Raw genomic sequence first — 19,977 nt, 5'->3', positions numbered from 1 at the left:
TGCCATCAACCATTCGTATCCGAAGACGCGGCCTGGCTATCCTTGGATTCGTTTGCCGCATCCTCATCGTATTCCTGCTCGAGCTTATCTGCCTCGCGAGGCGTCAGCTCAAACTTATCGACCATGTCGACCGCACGAGAGCCCAGCTCGATCGCCTCGTCAAACAAATCGAGCGAACGCTCCAGGGACGTATCCTTGGAGCGAACGGTCGCGATAATCTGGTCCAAGCGGTCCGAGATCTCGTCGAAGTTGCGGACGGAACCCTCTGGCATGGCTACTCCTCGACGGTACCGGTCTCGACCTCGGCGACCTCGGCATCCTCGTCGAGAACGCCGGCCGCAGCCTGAGCGGCGGCAACCTTGGCGGCAGCCTCAGCGGCCTGGGCCTCCTCGCGGGCACGGTCCTCGGCCAGCAAATCCTGATACAGGTCCTCGCCCGGCAGCTCCTCGCTACGAGCGATCTTGCCCAGCACGCCGTTGACAAACGACGCGGACTGGTCGGTGCCATAGGCCTTGGCAAGCTCGACAGCCTCGTTGATCACGATGGCATCCGAGACCTCCTCGTCGGTGAGGAAGCGCATCTCATAGACGGCGATGCGCAGCAGATTGCGGTCGGCACCGGGCATGCGCATAAGATCCCAGTTCTTGGCGACGGAGCGCAGGGCGCAGTCGATGCGGTCGATGTGCTCGTAGGCACCGCGGCACAGCTCCAGCGCGTAGGGATCGAGGGGACCCTTCGAGATCAGGAAATCGCCCTCGAGGACGCGCTCGAGCGGGCTGTCCGTGGCCTCAGCCTGGAACAGCAGCTGCAGCGCCTGACTGCGGGCAAGCGTACGCCCGCGATAAACCTTAAGGCTCAAAGGTTACTCCTTGGGGAAAACGAGGCCGTCGATGCAAACGTCAACGCGCTCGACCTCGACGCCCACCTGGGCGTCGATGGCGGCAACCACGGCGGCGCGAACGGCCTCGGCGAGTTTCTTGAACGGATAGCCAAAGAACACCACGACGCGCACGGTAAGCGCGAGCTTGTCGCCGATGACCTCGGCCTCGACCGCCGGCTCGGAAGCCGGGGCCTTGGACGAAAGCATCATGGAGACAAGGTTGGTGGCAAGGTCCTTGACGCCCACGGAGGCGATGCCCTCGACATCCGTGACGGCGCGCGAGACGATGGCGGTCAGAACATCGGGCGAAATGCCGATGCCGTCAATCTTGATTTCCTGGGGCATGAGTCCTCCTAGAAGAGTTGGTTGCTAGACGCGGGAGACGAACTTGCCGTCGCGGGTGTCAACCTTGATGACCTCGCCCTCGTTGAGGTACATGGGGACCTGGATGACGGCGCCGGTGTCGATGGTGGCCGGCTTGGTGGAACCCTGAACGGTGTCGCCCTTAAAGCCCGGGTCGGTCTGGACGATGGTGGTCTCGATGAACATCGGCGGGGTCACGCCCATGAGCTCGTCGTCGGCGAAGAGCAACTGGCAGGTGTCGTTCTCGCGCAGCCACTTGGCGTTCTCGCCCACCATGTCCTCGGGAACGGGAACCTGCTCGTAAGACTCGTTGTCCATGAAGATGTAGTCAGCGCCGTCGTTGTAGAGGTACTGGAACTCACGGGTGGTGAGCATGACGCTCTCGAACTTGGTGCCGGCGTTGCAGGTGTTCTCGACGACACGACCGCTCTTGATGTCGCGGGTCTTGTAGCGCACGAAAGCACCGCCCTTGCCCGGCTTGACGTGCTGGAACTCGACGATGGTGTAGACCTTGTCCTTAATGCGGAGACCGAGGCCGTTCTTGAAGTCGGCGGTAGAGATAGTAGGCATAGCGACCTTTCTTGTTATTGGCGAGACGCACAAGCGTCCAAATTACATACGAGCGAAATTATACACTTGCAGGCGGCGCCTACGGCGTGCGCATAAAAAGAGAACGCGGGGCGCCCGAATCATTTCGGACGCCCCGCCCCCAAAAACCCAACGGGATGGTTTAGCAATCGATAATGTGCAGGTCGTGCGGGGTCTTGGTGAAGGGCTCATAGCCGTTCTCGGTAACGACGCCGTAGTCCTCCAGGCGCACGCCGCCCACGCCGGGCAGGTACACGCCGGGCTCCATAGTGATAACCGAGCCGACCTCGATGATGTTCTTGCTGCGGTTGAAGTTGGGCAGCTCGTGGATGTCGATGCCCACGCCGTGGCCCAGACCATGGTTGTAGTAATCGCCATAGCCGGCATCGCCGATGATCTTCTTGGAAAGCTTGAAAATGTCGTTGCCCTCGACGCCCGGATGGATGGCGGCGACGCACTCCTCGTGCGTGCGGCGCACGAGCGCGTACAGGTCGAGCTGCTCCTGGGTGGGCTCGCCCATCACGACGGTACGAGTCATGTCAGAGCGGTAGTCGCAGTAGCCCGCACCGTAGTCCATCAGGACAAAGTCGCCCTTCTCGATCACACGGTCGCTCGGGACGGCATGCGGGTTGGCGGTATCAGGACCGCTCGCCACGATGGAGCCGAAGGCCAGGCTGTCGGCACCGTTGGCGAACATAAAGTTCTCAAGCTCGTTGCGGACCTGCTTCTCGGTCATACCGGGCTTAATAAAGCCGAGCATGTGCTGGAAGGCGGCATCGGTGATCGACTGCGCGTGACGCATGAGCTCGATCTCCTCGGCATCCTTGATGGCACGCATCTTGCGGATGTCGTCGTGCATCAGCGGCAGCATGCAGGCGATGGAGCGGTCCTCCAGACCACGCTGGATACCCTGGTAAAAGTTAATCTGCATGTCATCCTCGACAGCGCAGACGCGGCATTTGTTGGCCGCAATCTTGCCGGCGACCCAGCCGGGGATGGTGCCCTCGTCCATGTCGTAGACCCAGGGGCTGCCGGCGGGCGTGTTCTCCTCAAAACTGTTGAGATAGCGCGAGTCAGTGTGGAACAGGCACTGATCGGCCGTAATAAACGCGGCGTGAGGGAACTCGAAGGTGTAATCGAAGACGCCCTTCACGCCCGTGAGCCAACGGAGATTGGCCTCGTCGCGCACGACGATGGCGTCGTAGCCGCGCTCGAGCATCAGGGCACGGACACGCTCGATACGACCGGCAGGACCGGCAGCAAACTCAGACATGCAGATTCCTTTCTTGATGTCCTCAATAAAAGCGGGACGGACTCAATCAGCGCACGGAACCGTAAACGATTCGCAACCGATTAAAACCCGTCCCTCAAAATGATACGAAAGACGATGGATGTCAATAAAATTAGAGAAGTTCCCTGCGAGAAGCCAGATACGCCTGCGCATGGCGCTCGAGTACATCGTCGTCCACGGCGTTAAGACGAATGGCGCCAAGTGCCGCAGGCAGCGGCAGCATCGTACGATTGGAGCGAGCGAACTGCTGCTTGCGGAACTCCTCGATAAACGCGGTGGGTTCCAGGTCGAAGCCAAGCTCCTCGATGCCAAAGTCCTCCAGGCAGTCATCGACCTCAAACACATAGTCGATACCGAAGTCGCAGGCATCATGTGCTAGGCGCGCCTCAAAGCGCATGCCCTCGGAAAGCAGCTGGTATGCGGGGACGTGTGCCGCAGCATCGCCCAAGCAGGCGCGAAGGGTGCGCTCCCCCGTCTTGCCAAAATCGAGCGCATGGCGAGCACTGGGGTTCGTGGCCATGATCACGTCTTTGCGCGCGGTCTGGGACCACTGCACGGCATTGACGAGCGCGACTTCCTCGCAGGAAAGAATCTCGGGGACCGTCTCGGTAAACTGATTCCAGCGCGATTTACTGCTGGAAAGCATGGTACCCACGAGCACCGCATAGCCAAGCTTAAGGTCTTCGGCGCTGGCCTCGCGAACAAGGTCCAGATTGCACACGACCAGACCGGGCTCGGGGCGCACCGCGATGGCGGGCAGCGCGTGGTCGCCCGAAGCAACGAGCGGCTCCATCGTCGTGGCGACCGAGAGCATAGCATCGAAGGTCGTCGGCAGCAGGGCGCACTCCGTGCGTCCACACCACTGATTGGCGCACCAGGCGACAACAGAGCACATCGAAGCGTCACCGACGGCGACAATCAGATCGTCGCAGGTAATTCCATTGGTTGATAGACCGCCAAAGACGGCATCGGCGTCAGCCAAGGTCGCGCCGGCGGGCGAAACCTCAAGCAAAAGCTCCGACACAGCAAAGCCGGCATCGACCAGCGCATGCTCGACGACCTCGCCAAAACGCTCGGATGTGGCCTCGTTCCAAACCACCATCGCGCGCTTAGGCTTGCCCACAGCCGAGGCAAACATGCGCGACAGCTCCTCGAACGCGCCCAATCCGACGCGGACATCGACACTGCGGTTTTGGAAATTGATAAGTTGACGGCGAATCATAGCAGTCCACGCTCCAAAAGCATCTCGGCACAAACATAGGAAACGTCCTCAAAGGACTTATTGCGAATATCGAGGGTAATATCGGCCGCTTGGCGATACAGCGGACGTCGATGCTCAAACAGGCGGGCCGCATGCTCAGGCGAGCGGAAATCAGGACGCGTGTCGGAGCGGCGGATCTGGCGCATCGAGTCCTCAAAGTCACCCTCGAGGTACACGCAAGTACCCATCTGGTGCATGAGCTCGATATTGACCGGCGTCTCGACAATGCCGCCCCCGCACGAAACCAGCAGGCTGCGCTCGCTTTGGAGCGAACGGAGCGCCGAAGTCTCGAGCTCGCGAAAACGCTCCTCGCCCTCGGTCTCAAAAATCTCGGTTACCGATTTTCCGCAACGACGCACGACCAGGCGGTCGGTATCGATAAACCGACGCTTGAACATGGTGCCCACGTTGCGCGCTAGCGTCGATTTGCCCGCACCCAAAAACCCGATAAAGAAGATATGGTCGCAGCCGTGCTTGGTGTGCTGGGACATGACGAAACCTATTCCTCGCAGGGAAGGTCGCGCAGGGCCCGGCGCTCAAAGATACGGAAGATCTGCGTATACCACAGGTCCTGCGTGGCCTGCGGCTTTACCAAAATCGTATCGACGCCGGCAAAGTTGCCGCTCCACACGTCCGTGTACAGCTGGTCACCGATCAGCACGGCCTCATCGGCCGTGGCACCCAGGCGCTTAAGTCCGGCCTTGAGGGCAAAGGGCGCCGGCTTCATGGCATGGCTGATGGCCTCGAGACCCAGCTCGCGTGCGGAGCTCATGACCTGGTCGCGATGCCAGTTGTTGGACACCATGCACAGCTTAAAGCCCTTGGCATGGGCGGCCTCGAGCCAAGCGGAGACCGCAGCGGGAACCTGCTCGGTATCACGCGGCACCAGGGTGTTATCGCGGTCGAGCAAAATGGCGCGCTTGCCGTCGGCCCAAAGGGTATCGAGGTCGATGCGATCGACCGAGGCAACATATCGTTTGGGGCTGAAAATCCTCATGTTTAATTCCAAGACTGTTGATGCTCTTCGTAGGTCTGAGAGAAATACTCCTCATCCTGCGTAATGTAGAAATACAGGTCATCGGAGTCGGTAGGCTCAAGGGTTGCCTTGAGTGCCTCGAGCGACGGAGAGCAGATGGGCGTGGGCGGCAGCCCCTCATGCTTATAGGTGTTGTACGGACTATCGCTCTGCAGGTCGTCGGCGGTAACCTCGCCGCCGGTGACATACATCATGGTCGCATCGCTATTGAGGTATCGCAGGCCATCGAGCTTGCCCGCCAGACGGTTATAGAAAACCGATGCCACGTGCGCGCGCTGATCGGCATTGAGGCCCTCGCGCTCGACGATCGAGGCAAGGTTAACGATGTCGTAATCGGACATATCCACGCCGTAGCGCTCTTTGATCTTGGCCTCGCAACCGGCAAAATCAAGCGTCTTGTACTCGGTGTTAAACTGATCGAGCATGGCGCGAATGACATCATCGGCGCTCGGTTTCTTGCCCAGCGAATAGGTCTTGGGGAACAGGAAACCCTCGAGCGAATCTTTCGCAGCGCCTTTGAGGAACGGATAGTCGTTCACATAATTGCTGGCCTTCGCCTGGTTGAGGAAGTCCTCTTTGGAGATGCTGTCGTACGCCTGGGCCACGCGGTCGGCAACCTGGTCGACCGTCAGGCCCTCAGGAATTGTCAGTGCATCGGAGCCGGCATTGGGCCCCTCCATAAGCTGCTGGACGACCTTGGTCGCATCCATCAGCGTCGTGAAAGAGTACGTGCCAGGTTTAAGCGACATATCCGCGTTGAGCTTTTTGACCGCCGCGTAGTAATCCTTGGGATTCTCGACAATATGGTTCTCGGAGAGAATCGTGGCGATCGCGTCGCCCGAGGCGCCCTCAGGAATCGTAACAGTTACCTGCTGGCCAGCGGTGACGTTTGCGTCCTCCCCGCCAAGCAAGCCCTTGACGGCCGGTACGGCGAAGAAGGCAATGGCGGCGAGAACGATCACCGCAACCACAGCGCCGATAATCATAGACACCGGCGAGCTTTTCTTTTGGGTGCCGCGTCGAGCATGCGTGTTATAGCTCGAACGCGCGGCCGGAGCAACGCCATGCGAGCCGCGTGCATGATGCGCGTGCGATTGAGGGGCCTGCGCGCGCTGGTTAGGTGTCTGCTGCTTAAAGCGGGCGCCGCCTGCGGGCTGGGCCGCGCGGGCGGCGGGCTGTTGAGCAGCACGCTGAGTAGGCTGAGCCGAACGCTGCGTCGGCTGCGCCGGGCGCTGACCAGGCTGAGCAGGGCGCGGCACAGGCTGTCGTGTACGATTCGGCTGGCGCGGATCGAAAGCGCTAGACATGCAAAACCTCCTCGTTTTTGCGATCGAGCCATGTCTGCAAGAACAGGCTGGCGGCGATCATGTCGATCTTGCCCCTCATCTGCTTTTCGTTGAGTCCCTGCTCGCGCAGGATACGCTTGGCCTCTTGCGAAGACAGACGCTCGTCCTCAAACTCCAGCGGAAGATCGAGCTCGTCGGCGATCTTTTGCGCCACGGCGGCAACGCGCTCAGCCTGGGGGCCGGGCTCGCCGGCCATGGTCAGGGGACGTCCGCTTACCAGGATGTCGGGCTCATAGTCATCGACCAGGTAGCGAAACGTCTTGGCCATACCGGTGACCTCCGCGGCCGGGAGCACCTTGACGGGCATCGCCATCTTGCCATCACGGCTCGAGACGGCGATGCCGATTCTGGTCTCCCCTATGTCCAGCGCGAGCGCGACCACAGCGACTACTTAGGCGCCGAGCGCGGTCTTGGCGGCCGCGAGGGCATCGGCGATACCGGCAGCGTTCTTGCCACCGGCCTGGGCCATGTTAGGACGGCCGCCACCGCGACCGTCGACCAGACCCGCGATCTGCTTAATCACGTTACCGGCGTGGAAACCGGCCTTCACGGCGTCATCGGAGCCGGCGGCAAGCAGGGCCGGAGTGCCCTTCTCGGTCACGCTGGCAACGACGCAGGCGACAGGGCCAGCGACCTTCTGGTGCACGGTATCCCAGACGTTGCGCAGGTCAGCAGCCTCAAGGCCCTGGAGCTCAGCGACGACGAGCTTATAGCCGTCGAGCTCGACGGCACCCTCGATGGCGCTGGAGATAGCGTCGGAGGAGCCACCGGTCAGCGCCTTCTTGAGCTTGTTAGACGTCTCGCGCAGCTCGGCCTGCAGGTTCTCCACACGAGCGGGAACCTCGTCAACGCGGCACTTGAGCGCAGCGGCAGCGGCGTCAACGAGTGCCAGGCGGTCGGCCATGTAGTCGAGGGCGCCCTTAGAGGTAACGGCCTCGATACGGCGGACGTTCGAGCCCGTGGAGGACTCGGAGATAATCTTGAATAGACCGATCTCGGCAGTGTTGGCAGCATGCGTACCACCGCAGAGCTCGCGGGAGAACGGCTGGTCCTCGGCGCCCACGGAAACGACGCGGACGACGTCGCCATACTTCTCGCCAAACAGGGCGACGGCGCCGGCGGCCTTGGCCTCGTCGATGCCCATGACGCGGGTCACGACCGGCTTAGATGCAAAAATCTGCTGGTTGACCAGGTCCTCAACAGCCTTGAGCTGCTCGGAGGACAGGGCCTCAAAGTGCGTGAAGTCAAAGCGCAGGTGCTCGGGCGTCACCAGCGAGCCGGCCTGAGAGACATGCTCGCCCAGGACGTGCTTAAGCGCGGCGTCAAGCAGGTGGGTGGCGGTGTGGTTGCGGCGCAGGAAGCCACGGCGCTCGGCGTCGAGCGCGGCGGTCACGGTAGCACCGACGGTCAGCGTGCCCTCGGCGACGTGCGCAACGTGGGCATACAGGCCGTTGTGGTTCTTGGTATCGGAAACGGTCAGCGAAACGCCCTCGGCGGAAAGCTCGCCGGCATCGCCCTGCTGGCCGCCCATCTCGGCATAGAACGGGGTGCGGTCGAGCACAACCTCAACATCCTCGCCCGCCGCAGCGGACTCGACGGACTCGCCGTTGCGCACGATGGCCACAACCTTGGCGCCCTCAATGACGTCGTTGTCGTAGCCGTCGAACTCGGTCGCAGCGACCTTGTCCGAAAGCTCGACCCACACATCGTTGAAGCTGCCCCAGGCGTCGCCCTTAGCATTGGCGCGAGCACGGGCCTTCTGGTCCTCCATGCAAGCGGTAAAGCCGTCCATGTCGACGTCGTGGCCGGCGGTGCCGGCAATCTCGACGGTCAGGTCGATGGGGAAACCAAAGGTGTCGTGCAGCTTAAAGGCGACATCACCCGGGAGCACGGCGCCATCGGCAAGCGCTGCCAGGGCCTCGTCCAGGTAGACGCGACCGTTGTCGAGCGTCGTGGAGAAGCGCTCCTCCTCGGAAGCGACGATACCCTTAACGAGCGCGACGTTCTTGAGCAGCTCGGGATAGGCCTCGCCCATCTGAGCGTTGACCTCGTCGATGAACTTGGTCAGGAAGGCGCCCTCGATGCCCAGCAGGCGGCCGTGGAACACGGCACGGCGGAGCAGGCGACGAAGGACGTACTCGCGACCCTCGTTACCGGGCAGGATGCCGTCAGAGATCATGAAGTCGACGGCACGGGAGTGGTCGGAGATGATGCGCAGGGAGCGGCTGGCACCGGAGTAATCGTCGGCGTCATAGGTCTTGCCGCTGATCTCCTCGCCCAGCTTGATGAGGTGCTGCATCAAATCGCCGTCGTAGTTGGCGGTCTTGTGCTGCATGATGGCGGCCATGCGCTCCAGGCCCATGCCCGTATCGAGGTTGCGGTGCGGCAGCTCCGGCATGGAGCCGTCCTCCTGGCGGTCGTACTGGGTAAACACGAGGTTCCAGAACTCAAGGAAGCGGTCACAGTCGCAGCCGGGCTTGCAGTCGGGGCTACCGCAGCCGACCTCCTCGCCCATGTCAAAGTAGATCTCGGAGCACGGACCGCAGGGACCGGTGGGGCCAGCGGCCCAGAAGTTGTCGTCCTCGCCCAGGCGCGAGATGTGATCCTCGGCAACGCCCAGGGAGCGCCACACGTCGTGGGTCTCGTCGTCCTCGGTAAAGACGGTGAAGTACAGGCGGTCGAGCGGCAGCTTGAACTCCTTGGTGATAAGCTCAAAGGCCCAAGCGCAAGCCTGCTGCTTGGAGACGCCGCCAAAGGAGAAGTCGCCGAGCATCTCAAAGAACGAGAGGTGACGGCCGTCCTCGCCGATGCAGTCAATGTCGTTGGTGCGGACGCACTTCTGGCAGGAGATCGCGCCGATCTCCTTCATGGTCTTCTTGCCTTGGTAGTACTCCTTAAACTGGTTCATGCCGGCGTTGGCAAGCAGCAGCGAGGGATCGTCGGGAACAAGGGACGAAGAAGGATAGAGCTTAAGACCGCGCTCCTCAAAGAAGTTGAGGAACTTGGAGCGGATCTCGGCCGTAGTCATTGACGGGTAGTCAGCACTCATAGAGGGAATCTCCTCGGTTTCACATCGAAACAGTTCAAACGTAACGATATTACCATCCCGCCGCGCCAGTGCAAAAAAGAGGGCCGCCAAACAGCGACCCTCCAGCGAAAGTGCACGTTATGTAGTACTGCGCGATCCTTTGAAAAAGGACTGCTGTAGAATTACATATAAGATTCACCCGGAAGGAGCGATCGATGAAAAGCAAACGATTTGTCCTGAATGCACTTCTGGTTGTAGCACTTTTAGCGCTCTTGGCCTTCTCTTGCTGGTATGCAAACCAACCAGCCTTTGGCTACGTATTGTATGCAGTAATGTCCGGCGATAAAGCTTGTTACACTCTACGCGTAATTGACGTTCTCTTTTTCTATGTAGCCGGCCCCTTATCAATCGCTTTGCTCGCGTTTCTTGTCATTTACAACTTCAAGAAACGCTAGCGGTGCCTATTTGGAATCCGAATCGTCCATGGAGCCGTCGATGCCGGTTTTGGTGTCGTCGTCCGTATTGGAATCGTCATCCTTGGCGAAGGGGTTCTTGAAGAAACCCGTCGCATCGGGCTGCAGACCAGAGAGCTTGATCCAGGGATTATCGAGCTCGGGCTTGGGCATTGCCTGCGCCTCGGGCGCGGTCTCGTTGCCAATGAGCTCGGATTCATAGATGAACGTATCGTCTCCAAGGGCGTCATAGGCGGCGACCGGGTTGCCCTCGGCATCGCGATACGGCGTGCCCTTAAACACGGCGCCGTCGTATGCCACGAGCTGACGGCCGGTCTCGTTCTCAAAGTAGTAGACGAAAATGCCCTTGAGGGCCGCGCATAGCGGAATGGCGATGACCATGCCGATGGGACCCATGAGTGCCGAACCAATAACGAGGGCCGTCAGGCTCATGATGGGATGCACCTGCACCGAACTCTGCATGACCTTGGGGGAAATGACGTTATCGGTGACGTTTTGAGCCACCATGGTCACAACGAGCGTCCACAACGCCAGCATGGGGCTGAACATAAAGCCGAGCACCGTGGCAATCGCCGCGCTTACCCAGGGACCGACAACCGGGACCAAGTGCATGATGCCGGTAAAGATGGCCATGAGCGCCGCGTAGGGATGGCCAATGAGCGTAAAGCCGATAAAGGCGAGGATGCCACCGCAGATGGACGTCACGACCATGCCGCGCATATAACCGCCGACCGAGCGCGAAAGAATCGCGACCATAAAGCGGTACGATGTCTCTTTTTCCTGTCCGATGATGGTGCAGACCTCGTGGTGCATACGGGGATAATCGCAGGCAAGCCAGTAGGCAAGCACCAAACCCAGGAAGATGACGAACAGCTGCGAGGCCGTGTTGGTGATCAGCGGGAACACGCCGCGACCGAGCTCAGCGGCGATTTGCGATACGTACTTGGACGCCACCGTGACGAGCGAAGAAAGGTTATCGTCCAGGTACTCCTTGAGCGGCGTGTTGTTGAGCGTCTTAGCGTGCGAAATCATCTCGTTGAGATCACCGCCCGCAACGCGAAGCTGCTCAGGCAGACGGCTCAGGACTTCCATAATCTGACCGAGCAAAATAGGCGACAGGATGCAGACGACGCCGACGAGCACTGCCACAACCACGATCAGCGCGACGAGCGAACCGATGCCACGACCGACGCCGTGATGCTCAAGCCAGTTAGTGATCGGCGACATCACAAAAGCGATGATGGAGCCGACAGCTAGAAACTCGATAACCGGCGCCAGGATGCCCATAAGGTTAAAGATGACGGCTGCGATGACAATGCAGCCAACGACAGCCCAAATGCGAAGCGTCAGAATACGAGTATCGCGCAGCGTGCGGTCGGTTTGTTGGGGGTGCTCAATCATGAACGAACCATCACTCCGTCGGGGTCGATCTTGTCCTGTATCTTCTTAAGGGTACGGCGCAGCAGGCGCGAAACCTGCACCTGCGAGATACCCAACTTCTTAGCAATCTCGATCTGGGTCATGCCCTTCACAAAGCGCAGCTCGATAACCTCACGCTCACGCGGCGAGAAATCGCGGATGGCTTCCTCGATCACCAGGCGGTCATCGGTAAAATCGAGCTCGTTGTCGTCATCGGCATAGCGGTCGAGAATCGAGGGGGCATCATCGGAATCGGACGCGCCAGGAGCCTCAATGGGCACCGAGGTATAGGCCGAAGACGATTCCATGGCCTCCAGCACCTCGTCGACGGTCACACCCAGGTACTCAGCGATTTCTTCAACCTTAGGCGAGCGCTGCAGCTCGTTAGTGAGCTTGTCGGTAGCTTGGTTAACCTTGGCAGAAAGCTCCTGCAAACGGCGCGGCACGCGCACGCTCCAGCCCTTATCACGGAAGTGACGCTTAATCTCGCCCAGGATGGTAGGCGTGGCAAACGTCGTGAACTCGAGTCCGCGCTCGGGGTCAAAGCGGTCGATAGCTTTGAGCAAACCCAGATAGCCGACCTGCATGAGGTCGTCGAGCGGCTCGCCGCGGTTCTTAAATTTGTTGGCAAGAAACCTTACCAGGTTCATATGGGACATGACGAGCTGCTCACGTGCGTCCGGATCACCGGTCTCTTTGTAGCGACGAAACAGCTCGCGGGTTTTCTCCTTGTCCCAAGCGGTCTTACCGCTCCGGGAACGTTCGGTCATATTAGATATCCGCCTTGAGGTCGAGGGAAAGCGTCAGGGGCGCCGCAGTCTTTTCGTAGGAATCGCACACGCTTGCCAGAATGAGCTCGGCATACACGGCAGCCTGATCATCCTCATCGACAGTCGCCTGGTCACCAAAGGTAAAGGTCATGCCCACGTGCGATTCGTCGACGTCGAATTTGATCGAAATGTCGTCAGAATCAACGGCCGTGCAGCCAAAGATGAAGGCCTCCTCGGCAGCCATACGGATATCCTCGATGCGATCGACGGACATAGAGCACAGCGCACCGACATTTGCCGCCGTCATGCGCACAAGGCGCGCCAGACGCGGATCCCCGGCAACAGTCAGCGTGATGGGGCAAGTTGCTTCGCTACTCATCGCAGGACTCCTCGAAGGTCTCGGCGGGCGTATAGGTGTAATACTGAGCAGGCTTGGCTGCGGGCTTCTGAGCCGCATCCGCACCATCGGCGGCCTCGTCCTCAGCCTCACCAATCAGAACGCGCTCGATAGGCTGCTCGGCCTCGGTGGCGGCAGCGGCGAGCTTGCGATCGGCGTCGGCTGCAGGAGCCTTCACCTTATTGAAAAGCTTCTGCACGGCGCCAGCAGCAGAATCAGTCACGCTCGACACAGCGTTGCTTGCCTCGGCCATGGTGCCCGTGACCTCAGAGATGTCGCGAACCACAGCTTCGACCTCTACGAGATTGGAGGTAAGGGCGTCGACGGCGGTCTTGCTCGACTTGAGGAGCGGCTCAACCTGAGCCAACGCGGGGGTGAGCTCATCGACAGCGCCATCGAGCTTTGCTACCACCGGCTGTGCCTCGGCGATGGTGTTGTTAAGGTCGCTCACCGTCTTGTCGAGCGAATCAACGACGGTGCGGGTCTTGCGCAGCGTAAGCGCGAGCTCGATAACAGCCCACACGCCGGCAACGGCGAGCAGCAGCAGGGCGATTTGAATGGGACTCATACAAGCCTCCCGAAGGAATCGAAATACAAACGCTTTTCATGGTACCCCAAAGAAGGGGAAAGATACCCAAAGGGAATGTGCGAGGTGCCAATGACCTACTTGGGCGCATTGCCGCTACGGTCGCGCTCGCTTTGCTCTACGCGCCACTCTTCCCAGCCGCGGCCGGCAGGCTGCCAAAACGCACCGCGCTCCAGCCCCTCGGGCAAATAGCGCTGATCGACCCAGCCTTCGGGATAATCATGCGGATACTTATACACACCGTATTCGTCGCTACCCGGACGATGACGATCGCGCAGATAACTCGGCACCTCGCGCAGCCCACTTGAATGGATATCGGCCAACGCCGCATCAATGGAAGCCTCGCACGCGTTGGACTTAGGCGCCAGGCACACATAGAGCGCAGCCTGAGCCAGGTTAATGCGGCACTCGGGATAGCCAATGACCTCGGCAGACTTAAACGCGGCATGTGCCACCAAAAGCGCCTGCGGGTCGGCGTTGCCAACGTCCTCAGAAGCCTGAATCATAATGCGGCGAGCGATAAACTTTGGGTCCTCCCCCGCGTCGATCATGCGCGCGAGCCAATAGATCGTGGCATCGGGGTCGCTGCCGCGCATAGACTTAATAAACGCACTGATGATGTCGTAGTGCATGTCGCCGTTTTTGTCATACGAAAAGCCGCGACGCGGGTTGGCAATCTTTACGTCATCCACGGTGATGGGATAGCGCTCCCCCGCTGCCGGCGCTGGCGTTCCCTCGGTATCGGGACGGGTAACGGCAATCTCGCTCGCAAGCTCGAGCGTCGTGAGCGCCGAGCGAGCGTCGCCCGCAGCCAGGGTGCAGATGGTCTTAACCGTATCCTCATCGGCCGAGAACTTGCCGTTCAAACCCTGCGGAGCCTCGAGCGCACGCTCAATGAGTGTGGCTATATCCTCGTCTTTAAGATGCTCAAGCTCCACCACGCGACCGCGCGAGAGCAACGCCGAGTTGACCTCGAAGTACGGATTCTCCGTCGTGGCGCCAATCATTATGACGGTACGGTTCTCAACTGCATGCAGCAGGGCATCCTGCTGCGACTTGGAGAAGCGGTGAATCTCATCTATGAAAAGAATGGTGCGGCGGTCGTAGGTATTCAGGCGCGTCTTGGCCTCGTCAATCACGCGACGAAGGTCCTTTACGGTGCCCGTCACGGCGCTGACCTCGACAAACTCGCTCTTAGTATGGTTGGCGATAATGTGGGCCAGCGTCGTCTTGCCCGTACCGGCCGGCCCGTACAGAATCACACTCGACAGCACGTCGTGCTCAATCGCGGCACGTAACCACGAGCCCTTACCGACGGCCTTTTGCTGGCCCACATACTCGTCGAGTGAATTGGGCCGCATGCGCACCGCAAGCGGCGCATTCTGAAAGGAACGCTCACGCGTCGAAGCAGAAAAAAGGTCGTCCATAACCATCCCGTGCGTCAATCAAACGTTTTCCACTAACAGTATACCGAAATTATACGAACTACCGTTCGTTAATATAGGTACGGTGCGGAAACTTCAATCCTGGGAACAGCTTGCTCGTAAGTTCGCAGAAATAACCGTCCGTCATGCTCGCAATGTAATCCACGACCGCCTGGTCCTTATCGTCCTGCCATGCATAGGTGCGATCGTAGTAGGAAAGCTGCTGGTCAATGCGAGAAATGTGGTGCTTAAAGATATACGAGGACTCGTCGCCTTCGTTTATATCCTGCAGGCAACGGTCGTAGAGCTTTTCGAAAGCCTCGCGCAGCTCCGCTTCGGAGTCGCCTTCAATGCCGCCCTTGCTATAGATCTTCTCGTAGTTCTCGCGCTTAGCTCGGCGGATCTCCTCAAACAGGTCCTCGCTCATCTCGATGCGTGGCTTACCATAGCTGTGCTCGACGATATCGATGGAGGCATGCGTAAGGATCCAGCTGTTGTATGCCCCGCCCCGACCGTCATCAAAAGCTTCGGGTGACAGCAGGCCCGCCGCAATGGCGTCTTGGCGATCGCGTCCAACGTAGGCAAGGATATCCGAGATGCGGACCACGCAGCCTTCGAGCGTCATGGGACGCAGGTGCTCAATTGCGCTATAACCCGTGGCAATGCAGTCCTCAACCGTCTGATCAAACTGTTCAAAGGAGCTCATGTCCGAGAGCTCAAAGACGCGCTGTTCGTACTCGCCGTTATGGCACAGCGCGCCGTCGAGCGTCTGGAGCGACACGTTGCGGCCGTACAGCGCGTCGAGCACGCGGACCGACTGCACGTTATGGAAAAAATAACGACCCGTGCGCTCGTGATAGATATCGTTGAGGAATCGCTCACCGGCATGGCCAAAGGGCGTGTGGCCCAAGTCGTGGCCTAAGCCAATCGCCTCGATCAGATCGCAGTTGAGCCCCAGGGCGCAACCGATATCACGTGCGATGCGCGAAACAAGTTGCACGTGCAGGCCGCGACGCGATAGATCATCGTTGCTGCGAAAGCTGAAAACCTGAGTTTTGCCGGCGTATCGGGCGTACGCAGGCAGATGGAGAATCTTTTCGGCATCGCGCATAAAGGCCGGACGCATGAGCGTGCCTTGGTCTGCGGCTCGATCAACACGGCGGATGACCTGACCATCGTTGCATCGATAAGGGTTAACGACACCCGAGGCACGGTCGGCAGCGATACGCTCGACCAGCTCGGGCGACAACGCCGAGGGAATGCGATCCATACGCGCCTTGATGGCGGCTGTCTGTTGATTGATTGCCATGGCATGCTCCTTAAAAAGGGCGCGTAACGATTACAGCGTACTACCCACGACCTCGATTATGGCAAATATCGGCACTAAAAACGGCAGCAATGGCAAGGAGCGCGATTTTGTGATGAGGCAGGCGACAGCAAGGGCAAGGAGCGAGACAGCAAACGCAACGATGCCACCCAGAGGGTCGAGGATGCAAAGGGCAAAGAGCGCCTTGGCGTCCCCCATGCCAATGCCGGGAGCGTGGCGAATACGACGCCAGAGCGACTCAGTAAGCACAAGGGCAAGGTAGACGATGACCGCAAGACCGGCGTGCTCAAGCGCCGTGTTAATGCCCCTGTCGAGCCAAACGCCTGCAAACGCCGCCACGGCACACGCGCCGGCAAGTTCATTGGGAAACCGCCGCTCACGGGCATCAATCGCCGCGCCAACAAAGATGCAAATCCAAAACGGGATATAGATTATCGAACACCTCCTTGGGCAGCAGCTCAAACGCAAAAACCACCACAAAGGTACTGTCCATTTGTGGTGGTTTTGATCGTAGTTATTTGGCGCCTTGCATGACCTCGTCGAGGGTAACGCTTACGGCGTGCTGCGTCGGCACCCAGTCGACCTTCAGGAACAGAGCAGCCACCGTGATGGGGATATAGCTGAACATAAAGATCGGGAAGGTAAACAGGTTGGTCACCAGACGCCACTTTTGCGCACAGTGAATGTGCTTGTACTCAAAGATGGTCGTAAGCAGCGCCAGGATAAAGAAGGTCTGATACATCATGGCGAAGGTCATAATGAGCGAAGCGGCGCACGCCTGCATCTCGACTTCGGTAGCCAGGAAGCCGTGCGAAAGACCGCCCACGACGAGAAACGTGGCATTGGCGAGCATCGAGATCAGCGATAGCAGCATACCCGGGGCGATCGTCATAAACATGTCGTAGGCGGCAAAGCGATGATAGCGGAAGGTCGATTTGACAAGATGCTTACCGTAGGTAAAGAACACCTGGTAGAAGCCCTTGGTCCAACGCATACGCTGTTTCCAGGACGCCTTAAACGTCACGGGCTGTTCGTCAAAGAACTCCGCCGGTGCATAGCCAATGCGAATGCCGTGAATGGCGCAGAACGTGGTGAACTGAATATCCTCGGTCAGCGTATGGAACTGCCAACCGTGCATGCCCTCGATCACGCTCGCCGAGATAAGGTAACCCGAACCCGAGACAGCGCAGGACGTCTTGCAGATATTACGCGCGTTGTTGAGAAAGCGCGCCTCTCGCAGATACCACGTAGCATTAGCCGCCGAGATCCACGAGCTGCCGAAATTCTTGGAGTTGCGATAGCTCGTGACCACATGGAAGCCCTGATCAAAGGCATCGTTCATCTTGGAGACGTAATCGCGGGCGATGACGTTATCGGCATCGAAGATAAAGTAGCCTTCAAACGTATCGGGATACTCGTTAAGGATGCGGTCGAAGCCAAAGTCCATGACCCAGCTCTTGCCCTTGCGGGCAAGGTCATTGCGCTCATAAACGACAGCGCCCGCCTCGCGCGCGAGCTGCGCCGTGTTGTCGGTGCAGGCGTCGGCGACCACAAAGACCTCGATAAGCTCGGACGGATAATCCTGGTCCTTGATGGAGCGAACGAGGTTGGCGATCACAGCCTCCTCGTTATGCGCCGCGATAAAGAAGGCATAGCGGTGGAGTTTTTTGGCCTTGGGAGGCGCGACCTCGCCACGAAGAGCGCCGATGACAAAGAAGACCACCTGGTACAGAAAGCAGACCGTGAGCAGAGTGACGACAATCTGGTTGAAGATCACGATGGGTGTGTTGGTTTGTAAAAAGGCGAGCATGCAGGCTCCCAGCAACGCGTTACGTAAACAATCGTATATCTTACCGCAGGCTTACCGAGTTCAAGAAACCACCTAATACTGGCTAGGCTTCGAGCAGACCGAGCTGCGGGACAATTTCGTCACCGGCGGCAGTGCGGCCGAGCGAACGCGGGGCCAGGTCATCCAGAACCGCGGCAAGGTCCCACGGCAGCTCATCACGGCACTCAATGCGCTCTCCCGTCACGGGATGGTCGAACGCCACACGCCAGGAATGCAGGAACTGCCTGGTCAGACCCTGATCGGCGCGCGCGTCGCACTTGCCGTAGAGCGGATCGCCCACGCAGGCGTGGTTGATATGGCGCATGTGCACGCGAATCTGATGCGTGCGGCCCGTAAACAAGTGGCACTCGACGAGCGTATAGCCGTCGTCAAAACGCGTGGAATCAAAGCGCTCGAGCACCTTAAAAGTCGTGATGGCCTGGCGCGCAAAGGGGTCATCGGAAACCGCCATCTTCACGCGGTCGCGCGTGGAGCGGGCAATACCAGTGTTGATAGTGCCCTCATCCATGGCGATGTGCCCGTGAACGAGCGTGATATAGCGACGGTCGAGCGTGCGCGTGCGGATGAGATTTTGAAGCGCGCGCTGGGTGTCGTCGTCTTTTGCCGCGAGCATAAGGCCCGAGGTATCGCGATCCAGGCGATGCACGATGCCGGGGCGGTCCTCACCCTGCACGGTACCAAGATGATCGATGCCGCAGTGGTAGACCAGAGCGTTCGCAAGGGTGCCGCTCTCGTGGCCGTGGGCGGGATGGCACACCAGGCCGCGCCGCTTGGAGAGCACGATGAGGTAGTCGTCCTCGTAGCGGATATCGAGGGGAATGGCCTCGGGAATCACGTCGGTCGGATCGTGCGGCTCGGGCAAGTCGACCGAGATGCGGTCGCCGGCGCGCACAGCATACTTTTTTGACAGGCAGGTCTCGCCGTTGACGGCAACGGCGCCTCCCTCGATCAGATGCGCGCAGGCAGAGCGTGTGGGACAGCCATCGTTGGCGCCCAGATAGGCGTCAAGACGCTGACCAGCGGAATCGTCGGCAACAAGAATATGGATGTCGGCCATTAGCGCTCATTCCTTTCGCGAATCTTGCGGGCACGCTCCCCACGCTGCTTGGCTTTGCGTTTGGCGCGAGCCTCATCACGAGCGTTGAGTTCGGCGGTCGCATCGACCTCGCGAGCGGCGGGGCTCAAGAACATGTAACCGATGAGCGCCAGCACGACGCCGACCGTAATGCCGATATCGGCTACATTAAAAACGGGGAAGTCGATGAAGGTGGTGGCAATAAAATCGGTCACGAAGCCCATGGTCAGGCGATCGATAGCGTTGCCGACGGCGCCGCCCGCAACCATGGCCATGCCCACAACCTCAAGATGGGCGAGCTGGGGTGCACGAACGAGGTACACGGCAATAGCGATAATGACTGCCAACGCCAGCACGGCAAACGCGATGCCATGCCCCTCGCCCATGCTAAAGGCGGCTCCGATATTGCGAACAAACAGAAAATCGATCACGCCGGGGATAACGGTCACATGCAGAGCATCGCCCACGGCACGAACCGCAAGCTTGGTCAGCTGGTCAACAAGCAACACAACGAGCGCTACCCCACCAGCAACACCTAACCGCCAACGCAAAGGCGGCGTCATATCCGCACCACGACCCAAAGAAATCCCCTACCCTCAAGAACAATCGAATTCCGTTTAACGCAGTAGATAATCATACATTGACGCAAGCAAGAAGCGACAAATCTCCCAAGAACGGAAACACCGCAGGTAGAGCATAAATGAGCGAGCAGGTCGCATTTGAGACAAGGTGACGTGAATCAGAACCACCCTTAAAAAGGGTGGTTTGCTCTTAGGGTATAACCCACGGGCCCCGGGCTCGCGTCTAAAGGCGCGGGCCCGGACTTCGTCCAGGCCTAGTGCATCTTGACCCGTGGCGCGCCGG

22 protein-coding genes are annotated in these 19,977 nt (G+C 59.5%); 1 reads left to right on the top strand and 21 read right to left on the bottom strand.

Translation table 11 applies throughout. The features are described from left to right. Positions 1-5: 5 nt before the first annotated feature. The 11 genes from AAAX73_RS09215 to alaS all read right to left on the bottom strand — a co-directional run bounded on the left by AAAX73_RS09215 (position 6) and on the right by alaS (position 9,814). Positions 6-272, bottom strand: coding sequence for an exodeoxyribonuclease VII small subunit (locus tag AAAX73_RS09215; protein ID WP_349125720.1), 267 nt, complete (start codon positions 270-272; stop codon positions 6-8). A gap of 2 nt (positions 273-274) precedes the next feature. Continuing rightward, positions 275-859: a transcription antitermination factor NusB gene (gene nusB / locus AAAX73_RS09210; protein ID WP_349125719.1), complete on the bottom strand. Its 585-nt coding sequence runs from the start codon at positions 857-859 to the stop codon at positions 275-277. Between the two features lie 3 nt (positions 860-862). Then, positions 863-1,225, bottom strand: a complete 363-nt coding sequence (locus AAAX73_RS09205) for an Asp23/Gls24 family envelope stress response protein (RefSeq protein WP_117583456.1) — start codon at positions 1,223-1,225, stop codon at positions 863-865. A gap of 24 nt (positions 1,226-1,249) precedes the next feature. Then, positions 1,250-1,813 (bottom strand): elongation factor P, encoded by a 564-nt coding sequence (gene efp, locus AAAX73_RS09200; protein ID WP_117583455.1) that lies wholly within the window; start codon positions 1,811-1,813, stop codon positions 1,250-1,252. A 160-nt stretch (positions 1,814-1,973) separates the two neighbouring features. Then, complete coding sequence (locus tag AAAX73_RS09195) at positions 1,974-3,104, bottom strand: Xaa-Pro peptidase family protein (RefSeq protein ID WP_349125718.1); 1,131 nt, start codon at positions 3,102-3,104, stop codon at positions 1,974-1,976. Positions 3,105-3,234: 130 nt separating this feature from the next. Next, on the bottom strand, positions 3,235-4,344 hold the full coding sequence (locus AAAX73_RS09190; protein WP_349125717.1) for a hypothetical protein: 1,110 nt from the start codon (positions 4,342-4,344) through the stop codon (positions 3,235-3,237). Next, positions 4,341-4,874, bottom strand: coding sequence for a shikimate kinase (locus tag AAAX73_RS09185; RefSeq protein WP_349125716.1), 534 nt, complete (start codon positions 4,872-4,874; stop codon positions 4,341-4,343). Before AAAX73_RS09185 ends, AAAX73_RS09190 begins: the two co-directional genes overlap by 4 nt. Before the next feature lie 8 nt (positions 4,875-4,882). Continuing rightward, positions 4,883-5,380: a YqeG family HAD IIIA-type phosphatase gene (locus tag AAAX73_RS09180; protein WP_349125715.1), complete on the bottom strand. Its 498-nt coding sequence runs from the start codon at positions 5,378-5,380 to the stop codon at positions 4,883-4,885. A 2-nt stretch (positions 5,381-5,382) separates the two neighbouring features. Further along, positions 5,383-6,726: an endolytic transglycosylase MltG gene (mltG, locus tag AAAX73_RS09175; protein WP_349125714.1), complete on the bottom strand. Its 1,344-nt coding sequence runs from the start codon at positions 6,724-6,726 to the stop codon at positions 5,383-5,385. Beyond that, positions 6,719-7,147 carry a Holliday junction resolvase RuvX gene (gene ruvX / locus AAAX73_RS09170; protein WP_349125713.1) on the bottom strand — a complete coding sequence of 143 codons (429 nt, stop codon included), beginning with the start codon at positions 7,145-7,147 and terminating at the stop codon, positions 6,719-6,721. The genes mltG and ruvX overlap by 8 nt, the downstream gene beginning before the upstream one ends. Positions 7,148-7,156: 9 nt before the next feature. Beyond that, positions 7,157-9,814 carry an alanine--tRNA ligase gene (gene alaS / locus AAAX73_RS09165; protein ID WP_349125712.1) on the bottom strand — a complete coding sequence of 886 codons (2,658 nt, stop codon included), beginning with the start codon at positions 9,812-9,814 and terminating at the stop codon, positions 7,157-7,159. A gap of 194 nt (positions 9,815-10,008) precedes the next feature. Between alaS and AAAX73_RS09160 the strand changes: the two genes are divergently transcribed. Beyond that, a complete protein-coding gene (locus AAAX73_RS09160) occupies positions 10,009-10,248 on the top strand; it encodes a hypothetical protein (RefSeq protein WP_349125711.1) in 240 nt (79 codons plus the stop codon). A 6-nt stretch (positions 10,249-10,254) separates the two neighbouring features. On the opposite strand, the gene AAAX73_RS09155 is transcribed toward AAAX73_RS09160, so the two are convergent. The 10 genes from AAAX73_RS09155 to lspA all read right to left on the bottom strand — a co-directional run bounded on the left by AAAX73_RS09155 (position 10,255) and on the right by lspA (position 19,676). Then, on the bottom strand, positions 10,255-11,667 hold the full coding sequence (locus AAAX73_RS09155; protein ID WP_349125710.1) for an AI-2E family transporter: 1,413 nt from the start codon (positions 11,665-11,667) through the stop codon (positions 10,255-10,257). Next, positions 11,664-12,455, bottom strand: a complete 792-nt coding sequence (locus AAAX73_RS09150) for an RNA polymerase sigma factor SigF (RefSeq protein WP_118237452.1) — start codon at positions 12,453-12,455, stop codon at positions 11,664-11,666. Before AAAX73_RS09150 ends, AAAX73_RS09155 begins: the two co-directional genes overlap by 4 nt. A gap of 1 nt (position 12,456) precedes the next feature. Next, complete coding sequence (locus AAAX73_RS09145) at positions 12,457-12,834, bottom strand: hypothetical protein (RefSeq protein WP_022094590.1); 378 nt, start codon at positions 12,832-12,834, stop codon at positions 12,457-12,459. Then, entirely contained in the window at positions 12,827-13,420 is a 594-nt protein-coding gene (locus AAAX73_RS09140) for a hypothetical protein (RefSeq protein WP_349125709.1), read from the bottom strand. Before AAAX73_RS09140 ends, AAAX73_RS09145 begins: the two co-directional genes overlap by 8 nt. A 95-nt stretch (positions 13,421-13,515) precedes the next feature. Beyond that, positions 13,516-14,865: a replication-associated recombination protein A gene (locus AAAX73_RS09135; RefSeq protein ID WP_118237456.1), complete on the bottom strand. Its 1,350-nt coding sequence runs from the start codon at positions 14,863-14,865 to the stop codon at positions 13,516-13,518. Positions 14,866-14,923: 58 nt separating this feature from the next. Continuing rightward, on the bottom strand, positions 14,924-16,171 hold the full coding sequence (locus tag AAAX73_RS09130; protein ID WP_349125708.1) for an HD domain-containing protein: 1,248 nt from the start codon (positions 16,169-16,171) through the stop codon (positions 14,924-14,926). Between the two features lie 30 nt (positions 16,172-16,201). Further along, the gene (locus AAAX73_RS09125) at positions 16,202-16,651 is read right to left on the bottom strand and encodes a prepilin peptidase (RefSeq protein ID WP_349125707.1); all 450 of its coding nucleotides are present in this window, start codon (positions 16,649-16,651) and stop codon (positions 16,202-16,204) included. Positions 16,652-16,703: 52 nt separating this feature from the next. Next, entirely contained in the window at positions 16,704-17,999 is a 1,296-nt protein-coding gene (locus AAAX73_RS09120) for a glycosyltransferase family 2 protein (protein ID WP_349125706.1), read from the bottom strand. 82 nt (positions 18,000-18,081) lie between these two features. Continuing rightward, positions 18,082-19,095 carry an RluA family pseudouridine synthase gene (locus AAAX73_RS09115; RefSeq protein WP_349125705.1) on the bottom strand — a complete coding sequence of 338 codons (1,014 nt, stop codon included), beginning with the start codon at positions 19,093-19,095 and terminating at the stop codon, positions 18,082-18,084. Then, a complete protein-coding gene (lspA, locus tag AAAX73_RS09110; protein ID WP_349125704.1) occupies positions 19,095-19,676 on the bottom strand; it encodes a signal peptidase II in 582 nt (193 codons plus the stop codon). The genes AAAX73_RS09115 and lspA overlap by 1 nt, the downstream gene beginning before the upstream one ends. Between the last annotated feature and the right edge of the window lie 301 nt (positions 19,677-19,977).

Source organism: Collinsella sp. CLA-ER-H9 (genome assembly GCF_040092295.1).
Classification (GTDB): domain Bacteria; phylum Actinomycetota; class Coriobacteriia; order Coriobacteriales; family Coriobacteriaceae; genus Collinsella.
The sequence above is the reverse complement of the archived record's forward strand: the minus strand, read 5'-3'. Positions and strand labels throughout refer to the sequence as shown.

Coding starts and splice junctions, on each gene's coding strand:
- AAAX73_RS09215 (WP_349125720.1), bottom strand. CDS start 272: ATGCCAGAGGGTTCCGTCCGCAACTTCGACGAGATCTCGGACCGCTTG.
- AAAX73_RS09205 (WP_117583456.1), bottom strand. CDS start 1,225: ATGCCCCAGGAAATCAAGATTGACGGCATCGGCATTTCGCCCGATGTT.
- efp (WP_117583455.1), bottom strand. CDS start 1,813: ATGCCTACTATCTCTACCGCCGACTTCAAGAACGGCCTCGGTCTCCGC.
- AAAX73_RS09195 (WP_349125718.1), bottom strand. CDS start 3,104: ATGTCTGAGTTTGCTGCCGGTCCTGCCGGTCGTATCGAGCGTGTCCGT.
- AAAX73_RS09190 (WP_349125717.1), bottom strand. CDS start 4,344: ATGATTCGCCGTCAACTTATCAATTTCCAAAACCGCAGTGTCGATGTC.
- AAAX73_RS09185 (WP_349125716.1), bottom strand. CDS start 4,874: ATGTCCCAGCACACCAAGCACGGCTGCGACCATATCTTCTTTATCGGG.
- AAAX73_RS09180 (WP_349125715.1), bottom strand. CDS start 5,380: ATGAGGATTTTCAGCCCCAAACGATATGTTGCCTCGGTCGATCGCATC.
- mltG (WP_349125714.1), bottom strand. CDS start 6,726: ATGTCTAGCGCTTTCGATCCGCGCCAGCCGAATCGTACACGACAGCCT.
- alaS (WP_349125712.1), bottom strand. CDS start 9,814: ATGAGTGCTGACTACCCGTCAATGACTACGGCCGAGATCCGCTCCAAG.
- AAAX73_RS09160 (WP_349125711.1), top strand. CDS start 10,009: ATGAAAAGCAAACGATTTGTCCTGAATGCACTTCTGGTTGTAGCACTT.
- AAAX73_RS09155 (WP_349125710.1), bottom strand. CDS start 11,667: ATGATTGAGCACCCCCAACAAACCGACCGCACGCTGCGCGATACTCGT.
- AAAX73_RS09150 (WP_118237452.1), bottom strand. CDS start 12,455: ATGACCGAACGTTCCCGGAGCGGTAAGACCGCTTGGGACAAGGAGAAA.
- AAAX73_RS09145 (WP_022094590.1), bottom strand. CDS start 12,834: ATGAGTAGCGAAGCAACTTGCCCCATCACGCTGACTGTTGCCGGGGAT.
- AAAX73_RS09140 (WP_349125709.1), bottom strand. CDS start 13,420: ATGAGTCCCATTCAAATCGCCCTGCTGCTGCTCGCCGTTGCCGGCGTG.
- AAAX73_RS09135 (WP_118237456.1), bottom strand. CDS start 14,865: ATGGACGACCTTTTTTCTGCTTCGACGCGTGAGCGTTCCTTTCAGAAT.
- AAAX73_RS09130 (WP_349125708.1), bottom strand. CDS start 16,171: ATGGCAATCAATCAACAGACAGCCGCCATCAAGGCGCGTATGGATCGC.
- AAAX73_RS09120 (WP_349125706.1), bottom strand. CDS start 17,999: ATGCTCGCCTTTTTACAAACCAACACACCCATCGTGATCTTCAACCAG.
- AAAX73_RS09115 (WP_349125705.1), bottom strand. CDS start 19,095: ATGGCCGACATCCATATTCTTGTTGCCGACGATTCCGCTGGTCAGCGT.
- lspA (WP_349125704.1), bottom strand. CDS start 19,676: ATGACGCCGCCTTTGCGTTGGCGGTTAGGTGTTGCTGGTGGGGTAGCG.